This window comes from Pseudomonas syringae group sp. J254-4 (assembly GCF_032586855.1).
GTDB classification, from domain to species: domain Bacteria; phylum Pseudomonadota; class Gammaproteobacteria; order Pseudomonadales; family Pseudomonadaceae; genus Aquipseudomonas; species Aquipseudomonas amygdali.
The window spans coordinates 150156-162864 of record NZ_JAWHOO010000003.1; the positions used below are offsets into that span (position 1 = coordinate 150156).

Genomic DNA, 12709 nt, shown 5'->3' on the forward strand with positions numbered 1-12709 from the left:
ATGACGACGGGCAGACTGGCGGCGGTCGAAAAAAGGCGCGCCAGCCTTGATATGCGAAACCGGCAAAGCCTACCACATAAGGCTCGCGGGGCCGACTCGGAGCGACGTAAGAAGCTTCGCAAAATACGTCGTGAGTCAACCGCGTGGATGGTGCTTGGCATGCATCTCCTGCAACCGCGCGCGCGCCACATGGGTGTAGATCTGGGTCGTCGAAAGATCGCTGTGCCCCAGCAACATCTGCACCACCCGCAAGTCAGCGCCGTGATTGAGCAGATGTGTGGCAAAGGCATGGCGCAGGGTGTGCGGTGACAAGGATTTGCCGATGCCCGCAACCGTTGCTTGATGCTTGATACGGTGCCAGAAGGTCTGACGGGTCATCTGGTCGCCGCGGGTGCTGGGGAACAGTACGTCGCTGGGTTTCCCGCCCAGTAGCTCGTCGCGGGCACCGCGCAGGTAGCGCTCTACCCAGACGATGGCCTCTTCGCCCATGGGTACCAGCCGTTCCTTGCTGCCTTTACCCATCACCCGCAGCACACCCTGGCGCAGGTTGACCTGCTCCAGTGTCAGGCTGATCAGTTCGGTCACCCGCAGACCGCAGGCATACAGCACTTCCAGCATGGCACGGTCACGCTCGCCGATGGCCTCACTCAGGTCGGGTGCTGCCAGCAGCGCTTCGACGTCGGCTTCGGAGAGTGACTTGGGCAATGGCTTGCCCAACTGAGGCATATCGATCTGCAGAGTTGGATCGAGCGTGATGAGCTTTTCACGCAGCAGGTAACGATAGAAGCCTCGGGCACCGGATAAAAAGCGCGCTGTAGAGCGCGGTTTGTAGGCATTTTCAACGCGCCACGCAAGATGATCGAGGATGACCTCGCGTCCGGCACTGGGCAGATCAACGTTGCGCTCCTGCAGCCAGCCGTTGAACAGCGCCAGGTCGCTGCGGTAGGAATCGCGGGTGTTATCGGACAGCCCCTTTTCAAGCCAGAGCGCATCCAGAAACCGGTCAATCAGCGGGTGGTCGATGGCAGCCATTTCAACTCAGTATGTGCGTGATACGCCGAAGACGAATTTTCAAACATCAGATAGCAAAAAGGCAGCCCGAAGGCTGCCTTTTTTATGCATCGAAAAACTGTATCAGGACAGTTTTTCCTTGATGCGCGCTGCTTTACCGGACAGGTCACGCAGGTAGTACAGTTTGGCCTTGCGAACGTCACCGCGACGTTTCACAGCCATGCTGTCGATTTGCGGGCTATAAGTCTGGAAAGTACGCTCAACGCCAACACCGTTGGAGATTTTACGAACAGTGAAAGCACTGTTCACGCCACGGTTACGCTTGGCAATTACAACGCCTTCGAATGCTTGCAGACGAGCGCGGTCGCCTTCCTTCACTTTAACCTGAACGACGATGGTGTCGCCTGGTGCAAAGGTAGGGATCTCTTTGGTCATCTGCTCTGCTTCGAGGGCAAGAATGATTTTGTTAGTCATGCTGGTGCTCCTAAGGTAATCCGTATGGATCGACCATCGATACGTTAACTATCGTCCCGCTCGCGGATGTATTCCGCCAGCAGCTTCTTCTCTTCTCCAGAAAGCGAGCGGCTTTCCAGAAGATCAGCGCGTCGTTCATAGGTCCGCCCAAGGGACTGCTGTAAACGCCAACGCCGGATGTGCGCGTGATTGCCACTTAGCAACACGTCGGGAACACGCTGATCCGCATACACCTCAGGTCGGGTGTAGTGCGGGCAATCCAGCAGACCGTCCGTGAAGGAATCTTCCTCCGCGGAGTCCACATGCCCTAAAGCTCCAGGCAGCAGCCGCGTAACCGCGTCAATCAGGACCATAGCCGGCAGCTCGCCACCGGAAAGAACATAGTCACCAATCGACCACTCTTCATCGACATGAGCATCAATAAAACGCTCGTCAATGCCTTCATAACGACCGGCGATGAGGATAATCGCTTCCTCCTGCGCCAGTTCGCGTACCGCAGACTGATTCAGCTGGCGGCCTTGTGGCGACAGGTAAATAACCTTCGCCGCATCCCCTGCCGCTTGCCTGGCCTGAACCAGAGCATCTTCAAGGGGCTTGATCTTCATCACCATGCCCGGACCACCGCCAAATGGGCGATCATCCACAGTGTGATGGCGATCAGTGGTGTAATCCCGCGGATTCCAACAAGTCAGCTGCAACAGCCCTTGTTTCACCGCACGGCTGGTAATGCCGTATTCGCTGATGGCGGAAAACATCTCGGGAAACAGACTGATGACTTCTATGCGCAGGCTTGCCATGGCATTCAGAAGTCCGCGTCCCAATCCACCTTCATCTCGCCAGCAGCCATATCGATTGCCAACACGCATTGCTCCGTATAGGGCAACAGGCGTTCACGATCATCCAGGCTACCCGCGCAGGGCTTTACAACCATTACATCGTTCGAACCGGTTTCGAGCAGGTGATCGATTTTCCCGAGCAGTTGCCCGAGTTGGTCGATGACCTTGAGGCCTTCAAGCTGGTACCAGTAGTACTCGCCATCGTCCAGATCAGGGAACAGGTTACGCGGCACGCAGATTTCGTAACCGGAGAGAAGACGAGCTTCTTCACGATCATCGAGACCTTTGAGCTTTGCGACCAGAAACTTGCTTTGCAAGCGTCCGCTGACCAGCTCCACCTGTTTCTCAACGCTGCCTTCGCGCCGAAGCGTCCAGGTTTTGTAGTCCAACAGGTTTCCAATCGGATCAGTAAAGGAAAAGACCTTCACTTCGCCGCGAACGCCATGAACCGAGTAAATCTTGCCAATGACGATCAGATCGTCGGCAGATGCAGGCGTCGCGTTCATAAGACTCAGGCCGCGGCCTTGGTCTTGTTGTGCTCTTTGAGCAGCTGGGCAACGCGCTCGGAAGTTTGTGCACCAACGCTCAACCAGTAGTTGACGCGTTCTTCGTTAACGGACAGACGGATTTCCTGACCACGGGCAACCGGGTTGAAGAAACCAACCTGTTCCTTGTGGGAACCGTCACGAGCGTTGCGGCTGTCGGTTACGGTCAAGTGGTAAAACGGGCGCTTTTTGGAGCCGCCAAGGGCAAGACGGATGGTTAGCATTGAACATCGTTCCTGTAGTCGGTGCTGCAAATCTAAGATGCACAGCGGGCATAGGTGCCCGAAAGGCCGCATATTCTAAGGAATATCCCGACTTTTGCAAATGTCTTTTTCCGGCGCCTATCGGCATGCCTTCCAGATTTGCGAGGGAGCTGTCGGTATGACAGCAGGTAAAAGCCCGCATAACGCGGGCTGACCGGGGGTCGCCCCCCGCGTGGGACGCGTGCAAAGAAGCTTGCACGCGACGCAATTACATTTTTGGCATGCCGCCGCCAGGGAGCATTCCGCCCATGCCGCGCATCATTTTTGCCATTCCGCCCTTGGCGGAGAACTTCTTCATCATCTTCTGCATCTGTTTGTGCTGCTTGATCAGACGCCCGATGTCCTGCACCTGGGTACCCGAGCCCATTGCAATACGGCGCTTGCGCGAGCCGCTGATAAGGTCCGGGTCACGGCGTTCGCCAGGCGTCATCGAGTTGATGATGGCTTCCATCTGCTTGAACTGCTTCTCGGCCGCGCCCTGGGCATTGCCCATCTGCGCAAGATTGACGCCGCCGATGCTTGGCAGCTTGTCCATGAGACCGCCAAGGCCGCCCATGTTTTTCATCTGCTGCAACTGATCGCGGAAGTCTTCGAGATCGAAGCCTTTGCCTTTCTTGAGCTTTTTCGCCAGTTTGTCGGCTTTATCCTTATCGAGGGTCTGTTCAGCCTGCTCGATAAGGCTGAGCACATCGCCCATGCCAAGGATTCGCGACGCGATACGGTCAGGGTGGAAAGGCTCCAGCGCCTCGCTCTTCTCGCCCATACCGATGAACTTGATCGGCTTGCCGGTAATTGCACGCACCGACAGGGCCGCACCACCGCGAGCATCACCGTCGACCTTGGTGAGGATCACACCGGTCAGCGGCAGTGCATCGCCGAAGGCCTTGGCGGTGTTGGCCGCATCCTGACCGGTCATGGCATCGACCACGAACAGCGTTTCAGCTGGCTTGGTCGCAGCATGCAGCGCCTGAATCTCGCCCATCATCTCGACATCGACGTGCAGACGACCGGCGGTATCGACGATAACTACGTCAATAAACTTGAGCTTGGCTTCTTTAATGGCCGCCAAGGCGATGTCGACCGGCTTCTGGCTGATATCGGAGGCGAAGAACGTCACACCGATGTCGTTGGCCAGGGTTTCGAGCTGCTTGATGGCGGCAGGACGGTAGACGTCGACCGACACCACCATCACGGTTTTCTTCTTGCGCTCTTTAAGGAAGCGCGCCAGCTTGCCGGCGGTAGTGGTCTTGCCCGCACCCTGCAGGCCCGCCATGAGGATGACGGCAGGCGGCGTGACATTGAGCACCAGATCTTCGTTGGCAGCGCCCATCAGGCTTTCGAGTTCGGCCTGGACGATCTTCACGAACGCCTGGCCTGGTGTCAGGCTGCGCGACACCTCGGTGCCGACGGCGCGCTCCTTGACGTTGTTGACGAAGTCTTTGACCACCGGCAAGGCGACGTCGGCTTCAAGCAACGCCATACGCACTTCGCGCAAGGTATCTTTGATGTTGTCCTCGTTCAGCTTGGCCTTGCCAGTAACATGGCGCAGCGTCTGCGAGAGGCGGTCAGTCAGGTTTTCAAACATGCGCGATCCTTTCAGGCTCTCGTCGAACCCCGGTTGATGCGGCCCGGCCCGTAATGCAGAAATGGCGCTCGGCGAGCCTGCGGCTTGAGCAGGTCGCGGATTATAGCGAAGACTCCGCCGCACGGACACCACGCAGTCTGCTTCTGTGGTCTTTCGTGATTTGCCGGTTCTATGCCAAACTCAACGTCTTTTCAGGCCCGTCCATCAGGATCTATGTCCCCTTTGCCACCCAGCCTGCTTCCCAGCCTCGCCGCCGCCGTTCTGTACGCCGCTGCGACCGTCTATCAGAGCCTGCGCCTGAGCCAGGCCGTCAAGCCCGACAAGCGGCTGCTTTGCCTGCTCGGTACGCTGGCGGTGATCGCACACGCCATCGGTCTGTTTTCCCAACTGACGCATTCCGTCGGCCTGGGTCTGGACTTTTTCAACTCGGCCAGCCTTATCGCCGCGTCAGTGATCGTTGTGACCCTGATCGCCACGTCACGCATTCCGGTGGAAAACCTGCTGGTGCTGCTGTTCCCATTGGGAATGGTCACCGTGCTGCTCGCCCAGTTCGCCCCCAGCGGCACCGTACAGCCGATCATGGAAGAACCCGGCATCCTGAGCCATATCCTGCTGTCGCTGCTGGCTTACGGGATGTTCACCATTGCCGTATTCCAGGCGTTGCTGCTGCTGTTGCAGGACTACCGGCTCAAGCACAAGCACCCTTCCGGACTGATCAAGAACTTCCCGCCGCTGCAAACCATGGAAAGCCTTTTGTTCGGCTTTCTCTGGGCTGGCTGGACACTGCTTTCACTGTCGCTGATTTCCGGCTGGCTGTTCGTTGAAAACCTGTTTGCCCAGCATCTGGTGCACAAGACCCTGCTGGCTTGCCTGGCCTGGGTCGTGTTCAGCGTACTGCTGTGGGGGCGCAATCGCCTTGGATGGCGAGGCCACAAAGCCATTCGCTGGACCCTGGGCGGCTTCTGCCTGCTGATGCTCGCCTACTTTGGCAGCAAGCTGGTACGCGAATTCATCCTGCACATCTGACGGGCCCTGATCATGGATAATCTGCCCCTTGGCCCACTGCTTGGCGTCCTCGCCCTCCTTATGCTCTGGGCTGGTCTGCTGACGTCAGTCGAAGCCGCGCACCATCAACTCAAGGCAATGCGCGCCGCCAGCCGCTCGGACAAGGCTGCGCCGCTTCCCGAGCTGGCGTTCAACCTGAACAGCCTGATCCTGGGCAATACGCTGATCAGGGTGTTGATCACCGTAATCGCAACACTGATTGCTGCCAATTACTGGCTCTACAACGGCCCGACCGTGGCATGGCTGGGCACCGTGAGCGTCATGCTGGTGTTCGCCGAATACATACCGCGCCGCCTGGCGAACCGTCACCCTGTCTCGACACTGCTACTGGGCAATGGCGTACTGCGCATTCCAATGAAGATCGTCTGGCCGCTGGCCTACGTGTTCAACGTGCTCGCCAAGACGCTGCTGCGCCCGTTTTTGTCACGCCACGTGCAGCAACAGGAGCAGAACTTTGAAGACGATGTGCAGAAAACCAACCGCCACGACATTGTTCACGAGCATTATCCGCGTGCCAGTGTGCTGTCGGGCATACGGGCACTGGACAGCATAACGGTCAATGACATCCTGATACCGCGCAACGAGGTGGATGGCGTCAACCTTGATGATCCGATGGAGCTGATCATCGAGCGCCTGATCATTTCACGTCACACGCGCCTGCCGGTCTATCACAACGACATAAATCAGGTCCAAGGCGTCATCAATACACGCGACATCAGCCACCTGCTGCCCAAAGGCACACTGACCAAAGAGCAGTTGCTGGCAGTCTGCTACGAGCCTTATTTCGTTCCGGAAAGCACTCCGTTGCAGTTGCAACTGCTGAATTTCCACAAACAGCAGCGCCGCCTCGGCGTGGTGGTTGATGAGTACGGGGAAGTGCTGGGTATCGTCACCCTTGAAGACATTCTTGAAGAAATCGTCGGCGAGTTCGAAAGCGAGCAGCGACTGGACAATCCCCACGTCAAGCAACAGGAAGACGGACGCCTTGAGGTGGAAGGTGCTGCGTCCATTCGCGAACTCAATAAAAGCCTTGGCTGGCACCTGCCTTCAGATGGTCCGAAAACCGTTAACGGGTTGGTTACCGAAGCACTGGAAACCATTCCAGAGGCTCCGGTCTGCCTGAAAATAGGGCCTTACCGGCTTGAAATTCTCGAGACCGAAGACAATCGCGTCAAGCGCGTGGCCATGTGGCAGAACACCCTCGTTCGCACCTTCAAATAGATTTCTGCCTTCAAATAGATCCCGGCGACACCCTTGCCTCTCGCCCCATTCGGGTTACTCTGCTCGACGCTTTACCCACAATCACAATAATGAATGCTTGCCGGAGCACGGTCCTTGCCGCCCGGCGAGTCGACAGTCAGGGAATCTGCATGACCAGCACCCCGCTCTCTCGCGAAGATAATGCCGCGCCCGTAAAACCGGTGAATTCGGCGACCCGCGTCGCCACAGCCAGCTTCATCGGCACAGCTATCGAGTTCTACGACTTTTACGTTTACGCCACTGCCGCCGCCCTGGTGATAGGTCCTGTGTTTTTTCCGCAGACCTCAGGCACGGCACAGATGCTGTCTTCATTTCTGACCTTCGGTATCGCGTTTCTCGCCCGCCCCCTCGGGTCGGCGCTGTTCGGTCATTTTGGCGACCGGATCGGGCGTAAATCGACCCTGGTGGCGTCGTTGCTGTTGATGGGTATCTGCACCACGCTGATCGGCGTATTGCCTGGTTACGCGACCATTGGCGCGTGGGCACCGATCCTGCTGTGTGTCCTGCGATTTGGTCAGGGGCTTGGCCTGGGTGGGGAATGGGGTGGCGCTGCGCTACTGGCGACCGAAAACGCCCCGAAAGGCAAGCGAGCCTGGTTCGGCATGTTTCCGCAGTTGGGACCTTCAATCGGTTTTCTGGCCGCCAATGGCCTGTTTCTGGCACTGGCCATGACGCTCACCGATGAGCAATTCCGCTCGTGGGGCTGGCGAATCCCGTTTCTGCTCAGCGCCGTGCTGGTCATGGTCGGGCTGTACGTGCGCCTGAAGCTGGAGGAAACTCCGATCTTCGCCAAGGCCATGGCCCGTCACCAACGCGTCAGCCTGCCGATCGTGGAAACCTTCAGCCAGCACTGGAGGCCAATGCTGCTTGGTGCAGCGTCGATGGTCGTCTGTTATGCGCTGTTTTATATCTCGACGGTGTTTTCATTGAGTTACGGTGTGGCCACGCTGGGCTATACCCGTGAAACGTTTCTGGGGCTGCTGTGCTTTGCGGTGCTGTTCATGGCGGCTGCCACCCCATTGGCTGCGCTGGCAAGCGACCGCTTCGGGCGCAAGCCGGTACTGATTGTTGGCGGCGTGCTGGCGATTCTGTCAGGTTTCACCATGGAACCACTGTTAACCCACGGCAGCACCTGGGCTGTGGCGTTGTTTCTGTGTATAGAGCTGTTTCTGATGGGCATCACGTTTGCCCCCATGGGCGCACTGCTGCCGGAGCTGTTCCCGACACAGGTTCGCTACACAGGCGCATCGGCGGCGTACAACCTGGGCGGAATCGTCGGCGCTTCGGTTGCACCCTTCTTCGCCCAGAAACTGGTGGCGATGGGCGGCTTGAGCTGGGTGGGCGGGTATGTATCTGCAGCTGCGCTGATCAGCGTGCTGGCGGTGTTGAGCCTGAAGGAAACTCGGGATAGGGAGCTATAAGCCTCAAGCTGCAAGCAAGAGCACCACACTCCTGCTTGTAGCTTGCAGCTGCACCCTTACAACTTTACGTCTACCGCTTGCGATGCTCGGGTCGCTTTGGCCCGCGCGGCTTCGATGGACTCATCGCGAGCCAGGGCAACGCCCATGCGGCGTTGACCGTTGACTTCCGGTTTGCCGAACAGGCGCAACGCGGTGTCAGGCTCGGCCAGCGCCGCGCCGAGGTTGGCGAAAGCGGTCTGAGTGGACTGGCCTTCGACCAGAATCACTGCGGAAGCAGATGGCCCGAACTGGCGGATCAACGGGATCGGCAGGCCGAGAATCGCGCGAGCGTGCAGGGCAAACTGCGACAGGTCCTGAGAAATCAGGGTGACCAGACCGGTGTCGTGCGGGCGCGGCGAGACTTCGCTGAACCACACTTGATCGCCCTTGATGAACAGCTCGACGCCGAACATGCCACGGCCACCCAATGCCTCGGTCACCGCCCTTGCAACACGCTCGGACTCTGCCAACGCTACCGGGCTCATGGCCTGCGGCTGCCAGGATTCCTGATAGTCGCCCTTTTCCTGACGATGCCCAACCGGCGCGCAGAACGTGGTGCCACCGATGTGACGCACGGTCAGCAGGGTGATTTCGTAATCGAAGTCGATGAAACCCTCGACGATGACGCGGCCCTTGCCAGCGCGACCGCCTTCCTGCGCGTAATCCCAGGCTTTCTGCACGTCATCAGCGCTCTTGAGCAGGCTCTGCCCTTTGCCCGACGAACTCATGACCGGCTTGACCACGCAAGGGAAACCGAGGTCTTCGACCGCCTTGCTGTAGTCCTCGAAGGTGTCGGCAAAGTGGTAAGGCGAAGTTGGCAGCTTCAGCTCTTCGGCCGCCAGACGACGAATGCCTTCGCGGTTCATGGTCAGTTGCGCGGCGCGCGCGGTCGGAATCACAGTAAAGCCTTCGGCCTCAAGCTCAACCAGGGTTGCGGTGGCGATGGCTTCGATTTCCGGAACGATGAAATCCGGCTTCTCGGCCTCGATGACTGCACGCAACGCAGCACCGTCGAGCATGTTGATCACATGGCTGCGATGAGCAACCTGCATCGCGGGCGCGTTCTCATAACGGTCAACAGCGATCACTTCAACGCCAAGGCGCTGCAGCTCGATCACGACTTCCTTGCCCAGTTCGCCGCTGCCGCAGAACAGTACGCGAGTCGCGGTGGGCGACAGTGGAGTTCCGATTTGAGTCATCTCAGGTCCTCGTGAAGCAGATATCGAGGGCTGCCTGCCTTATGCAAGCAACCGCTGTGGAGAAAGGCGCGCAATTTACCACGAAGCCCCGGCAAATGGGCGCTCAGCCCGGACAAGCATTGTTGCGCGCTCGCCAGGCCATGATCATCCAGACCAGGGTCACGCCGGCGAACTTCGATGCCAGTGCGGTGAGCACAACCGGTGCAGTCAGGGCGTCGATCATGCCGAAGAAGATAAAGGTATCCAGCGGGATGCTGAGTGCCGAGCTGATCCATAACCGGTCACGCAACGGGCGTCTGGTGATACTGAACACCAGCCAGTCAATGCACTCGGAGACCGCGAACGCAGTGGCGCTGGCCAGGGCAATGGTCGGATCGCTGGTGACGTAGGAAAGCACCAGCGCCACCAGCATGGCGATGATCGCGCCATGACCAAAGCGAATCTGCACCATATCGCGCAGCACAAACACCAGCCCGCCCCAGGCAGACCAGATGATGTCCAGATGCGGCGCACTGGAGAAGGCGAAGTTGATCAGCACGACACTGCCGATGTAAGCGATCAGGAAAAGCATGGAGGGTTATACGCTTGGGGAAACGGATGGCAATGATAGCTCAACGAGCCTCAACTATCGTACGACGCAGAGCGTCGAGAACTGCATTCCCACGCTGGAGCGTGCGGAACGATCAACCCGACTATCGTGCGGCGCTCTGCGTCGCATGCCGTTCCGGACGCTCTGCGTCCTCTTGCGACGCAGAGCGTCAAGCACTGATCAGCCTGCCCCGCCCACCGTCCACATCAACCCGCTGGCCCTGGCGCGCTCGTCGCACAGCCCGAGCACAACACGGCGCTCGTCGTTGCTCATCCGGCTCCACCGGGTGATCTCGTTCACGGTTCGCTGGCAACCGGTGCATATATCCTGCTCATCGAGCGCACAAATGCTCACGCAGGGAGAACGGACCGGCTTTTCAATCGGGGTATCAGTGCTCATCACTCTTCCTGCACAACCAGGTCACGGGCGTAACGCTGGGCATTGTGTACGTAATGGGCGGCGCTGGCTTCCAGCATTTTCTTCTGCACGTCGGCGAGTTCGCGCACTACTTTGCCCGGTGACCCCATGACCAGCGACCCGTCGGGAATGACCTTGTTTTCTCCGATCAGCGAATTGGCGCCGATGATGCAGTATTTACCAATCTTCGCCCCATTGAGTATGACCGCATTGATACCGATCAGGCTGTAATCGTCAACACTACAACCATGCAACATCGCGTTATGCCCAATGGTCACGCTCTTGCCGATGCTCAGGGGCGAGCCCATGTCGGTGTGCATTACCGTACCATCCTGCACGTTACTGTTTTCACCGATATGGATCAGCTCATTGTCGCCACGCAACACCGCGTTGAACCACACACTTGCCCCGGCTTCCAGCCTGACATTGCCGATCAACACTGCATTGGGAGCAACCCAGCTCTGCGGGTCGGTCTGGACACGGGATTCCCCCAGGCGATATTTCATGCAGCTTCCTCAGGCGGGTCGTACTCATGGGTACGGATTGTTATGAAAAGCACTTTCTGTGGACAGCACTTCTGCTGCAGGCCACTCAGGTTAAGGTGGTCGAGCGTTCGGGCGGATGATGCAGACTGATTTTGGTGTCGTACAGCACATTGACCAGCTCGACGATCATGATCGCGGTAAGCCCCCAGATCTTGTACCCGCCGTAACGGTAACTGGGCACGTACCAACTGCGGCCTTCGTAATCGATGCGGTGCGTGTGCTCACGAGTGTCCTGACGGAAGAACTCCAGCGGTACGCTGAACACCGCCGCGATCTCGTCGTCATTGGGCTGGTATTCGACAAAGTCAGGTATGACACCGACATACGGCGTGACTTTAATGCCATGTTTGGAGATGAGCGGGCTTAACGGGCCGACTACTTCGACCAGCCCGGGAGGCAGGCCGATTTCTTCCTCGGCTTCGCGCAGGGCAGTAAAAATCAGGTCCGGGTCGCCTGGATCGCGTCGACCACCCGGAAAAGCCACTTCGCCACCATGCGTCGACAGGCCACTGGCACGCAGGGTCAGAATCAGCTCGGGTTGTTCACTGCGGGTGACAGGCACCAGAACAGCCGCCTCGGGGAATCGTCGATCCGAGTCGAGGGTTTCGGGCGTATGATTGACTACACGGCGAAGTAGCTCATCCAGCATGGGAAATCTCGATCTGTTGCCTGTCTGGCATCATGCACCAAAGCGAGGTTGCGCCCAACCCCTCGCAAGGCAACTCCTGTCACACAGAGGGTTGCCGAGCCGCAGCACGACAGGCCAAGATAGCGACTGCGTTCACTATCGACTGACCCCATGAAATTTTGCAGCCAGTGCGGCAACCCCGTTATCCAGCGTATTCCCGAAGGCGACAGCCGATTGCGGTATGTCTGCGAGCATTGCCACACCATTCATTACCAGAATCCGAACATCGTGGCGGGCTGCCTGGTGACGCTGGGCGACAAGGTCCTGCTGTGCCGCAGGGCCATAGAGCCGCGCCTGGGTTTCTGGACGTTACCGGCCGGTTTCATGGAGAACGGCGAAACCATCGAACAAGCCGCGCGGCGTGAAACCATCGAGGAAGCCTGCGCCACTCTGACCGACCTGCATCTATACACTTTGATCGACGTTCCGCACATCAATCAGGTGCATGTGTTCTATCGGGCAGAAATGGCTACTGACTCATTCGCCGCAGGAATCGAGAGTCTGGAAGTGCAGTTATTCGACGAAGCCGACATTCCGTGGTCGGACCTGGCTTTCATGACAGTCGGGCGTACCCTAGAATACTTCTTCGCGGATCGGCGTAGGCAGGTTTACCCGGTTCATACCAGCGCCCTTCCCCCGTCACGTCCGTTGCTGGACACCTGAAAGTCAGGGTCGCACACAATATCGGCGCTTTTTATAGAAAGAAGCATCTTCAGGGAAATCGTAATGCGCTGGTTGTTCGCCTTCTTTTGTATGTCATTCGTACCGCTTT

General features: G+C 58.3%; 15 protein-coding genes. 4 read left to right on the top strand and 11 right to left on the bottom strand.

What is annotated here, in order from left to right:
* Positions 1-135: 135 nt before the first annotated feature.
* From xerD to ffh, 6 genes are all read right to left on the bottom strand, one after another.
* On the bottom strand, positions 136-1032 hold the full coding sequence (gene xerD / locus RYB09_RS05740; RefSeq protein WP_057411794.1) for a site-specific tyrosine recombinase XerD: 897 nt from the start codon (positions 1030-1032) through the stop codon (positions 136-138).
* Between the two features lie 102 nt (positions 1033-1134).
* Positions 1135-1485: a 50S ribosomal protein L19 gene (gene rplS / locus RYB09_RS05745; RefSeq protein WP_002552524.1), complete on the bottom strand. Its 351-nt coding sequence runs from the start codon at positions 1483-1485 to the stop codon at positions 1135-1137.
* A gap of 44 nt (positions 1486-1529) precedes the next feature.
* The gene (gene trmD, locus RYB09_RS05750) at positions 1530-2282 is read right to left on the bottom strand and encodes a tRNA (guanosine(37)-N1)-methyltransferase TrmD (protein ID WP_002552523.1); all 753 of its coding nucleotides are present in this window, start codon (positions 2280-2282) and stop codon (positions 1530-1532) included.
* A gap of 5 nt (positions 2283-2287) precedes the next feature.
* Entirely contained in the window at positions 2288-2827 is a 540-nt protein-coding gene (gene rimM / locus RYB09_RS05755) for a ribosome maturation factor RimM (protein WP_002552522.1), read from the bottom strand.
* Positions 2828-2832: 5 nt separating this feature from the next.
* Positions 2833-3090, bottom strand: a complete 258-nt coding sequence (gene rpsP, locus RYB09_RS05760; protein ID WP_002552521.1) for a 30S ribosomal protein S16 — start codon at positions 3088-3090, stop codon at positions 2833-2835.
* A 247-nt stretch (positions 3091-3337) separates the two neighbouring features.
* Complete coding sequence (gene ffh, locus RYB09_RS05765) at positions 3338-4714, bottom strand: signal recognition particle protein (RefSeq protein WP_002552520.1); 1377 nt, start codon at positions 4712-4714, stop codon at positions 3338-3340.
* Between the two features lie 213 nt (positions 4715-4927).
* Here ffh and RYB09_RS05770 point away from each other — a divergent pair, with 213 nt between their 5' ends.
* From RYB09_RS05770 to RYB09_RS05780, 3 genes are all read left to right on the top strand, one after another.
* Complete coding sequence (locus RYB09_RS05770; protein WP_002552519.1) at positions 4928-5740, top strand: inner membrane protein YpjD; 813 nt, start codon at positions 4928-4930, stop codon at positions 5738-5740.
* A 12-nt stretch (positions 5741-5752) separates the two neighbouring features.
* Complete coding sequence (locus RYB09_RS05775) at positions 5753-7000, top strand: CNNM domain-containing protein (RefSeq protein ID WP_005743378.1); 1248 nt, start codon at positions 5753-5755, stop codon at positions 6998-7000.
* Between the two features lie 149 nt (positions 7001-7149).
* A complete protein-coding gene (locus RYB09_RS05780; protein WP_122280211.1) occupies positions 7150-8460 on the top strand; it encodes an MFS transporter in 1311 nt (436 codons plus the stop codon).
* A gap of 56 nt (positions 8461-8516) precedes the next feature.
* Here RYB09_RS05780 and purT read toward each other — a convergent pair whose 3' ends face one another.
* The 5 genes from purT to RYB09_RS05805 form a co-directional block, all read right to left on the bottom strand.
* Positions 8517-9698, bottom strand: a complete 1182-nt coding sequence (gene purT / locus RYB09_RS05785) for a formate-dependent phosphoribosylglycinamide formyltransferase (RefSeq protein ID WP_058407377.1) — start codon at positions 9696-9698, stop codon at positions 8517-8519.
* Positions 9699-9801: 103 nt separating this feature from the next.
* On the bottom strand, positions 9802-10269 hold the full coding sequence (locus RYB09_RS05790; RefSeq protein ID WP_004666056.1) for a preQ0 transporter: 468 nt from the start codon (positions 10267-10269) through the stop codon (positions 9802-9804).
* A 198-nt stretch (positions 10270-10467) separates the two neighbouring features.
* Positions 10468-10686 carry a DUF1289 domain-containing protein gene (locus RYB09_RS05795; protein WP_122259228.1) on the bottom strand — a complete coding sequence of 73 codons (219 nt, stop codon included), beginning with the start codon at positions 10684-10686 and terminating at the stop codon, positions 10468-10470.
* Positions 10686-11210, bottom strand: coding sequence for a gamma carbonic anhydrase family protein (locus RYB09_RS05800; RefSeq protein WP_316887631.1), 525 nt, complete (start codon positions 11208-11210; stop codon positions 10686-10688). The genes RYB09_RS05795 and RYB09_RS05800 overlap by 1 nt, the downstream gene beginning before the upstream one ends.
* Positions 11211-11295: 85 nt before the next feature.
* Complete coding sequence (locus RYB09_RS05805) at positions 11296-11898, bottom strand: CoA pyrophosphatase (RefSeq protein ID WP_316887632.1); 603 nt, start codon at positions 11896-11898, stop codon at positions 11296-11298.
* Positions 11899-12048: 150 nt separating this feature from the next.
* On the opposite strand from RYB09_RS05805, the gene RYB09_RS05810 reads away from it, so the two are divergent.
* Positions 12049-12600, top strand: coding sequence for an NUDIX hydrolase (locus RYB09_RS05810; RefSeq protein WP_058399620.1), 552 nt, complete (start codon positions 12049-12051; stop codon positions 12598-12600).
* Positions 12601-12709: the final 109 nt, after the last annotated feature.

Excerpts from the sequence above, each read along its gene's own strand:
- xerD (WP_057411794.1), bottom strand. The coding sequence starts at position 1,032 with ATGGCTGCCATCGACCACCCGCTGATTGACCGGTTTCTGGATGCGCTC.
- rplS (WP_002552524.1), bottom strand. The coding sequence starts at position 1,485 with ATGACTAACAAAATCATTCTTGCCCTCGAAGCAGAGCAGATGACCAAA.
- trmD (WP_002552523.1), bottom strand. The coding sequence starts at position 2,282 with ATGGCAAGCCTGCGCATAGAAGTCATCAGTCTGTTTCCCGAGATGTTT.
- rimM (WP_002552522.1), bottom strand. The coding sequence starts at position 2,827 with ATGAACGCGACGCCTGCATCTGCCGACGATCTGATCGTCATTGGCAAG.
- rpsP (WP_002552521.1), bottom strand. The coding sequence starts at position 3,090 with ATGCTAACCATCCGTCTTGCCCTTGGCGGCTCCAAAAAGCGCCCGTTT.
- ffh (WP_002552520.1), bottom strand. The coding sequence starts at position 4,714 with ATGTTTGAAAACCTGACTGACCGCCTCTCGCAGACGCTGCGCCATGTT.
- RYB09_RS05770 (WP_002552519.1), top strand. The coding sequence starts at position 4,928 with ATGTCCCCTTTGCCACCCAGCCTGCTTCCCAGCCTCGCCGCCGCCGTT.
- RYB09_RS05775 (WP_005743378.1), top strand. The coding sequence starts at position 5,753 with ATGGATAATCTGCCCCTTGGCCCACTGCTTGGCGTCCTCGCCCTCCTT.
- RYB09_RS05780 (WP_122280211.1), top strand. The coding sequence starts at position 7,150 with ATGACCAGCACCCCGCTCTCTCGCGAAGATAATGCCGCGCCCGTAAAA.
- purT (WP_058407377.1), bottom strand. The coding sequence starts at position 9,698 with ATGACTCAAATCGGAACTCCACTGTCGCCCACCGCGACTCGCGTACTG.
- RYB09_RS05790 (WP_004666056.1), bottom strand. The coding sequence starts at position 10,269 with ATGCTTTTCCTGATCGCTTACATCGGCAGTGTCGTGCTGATCAACTTC.
- RYB09_RS05795 (WP_122259228.1), bottom strand. The coding sequence starts at position 10,686 with ATGAGCACTGATACCCCGATTGAAAAGCCGGTCCGTTCTCCCTGCGTG.
- RYB09_RS05800 (WP_316887631.1), bottom strand. The coding sequence starts at position 11,210 with ATGAAATATCGCCTGGGGGAATCCCGTGTCCAGACCGACCCGCAGAGC.
- RYB09_RS05805 (WP_316887632.1), bottom strand. The coding sequence starts at position 11,898 with ATGCTGGATGAGCTACTTCGCCGTGTAGTCAATCATACGCCCGAAACC.
- RYB09_RS05810 (WP_058399620.1), top strand. The coding sequence starts at position 12,049 with ATGAAATTTTGCAGCCAGTGCGGCAACCCCGTTATCCAGCGTATTCCC.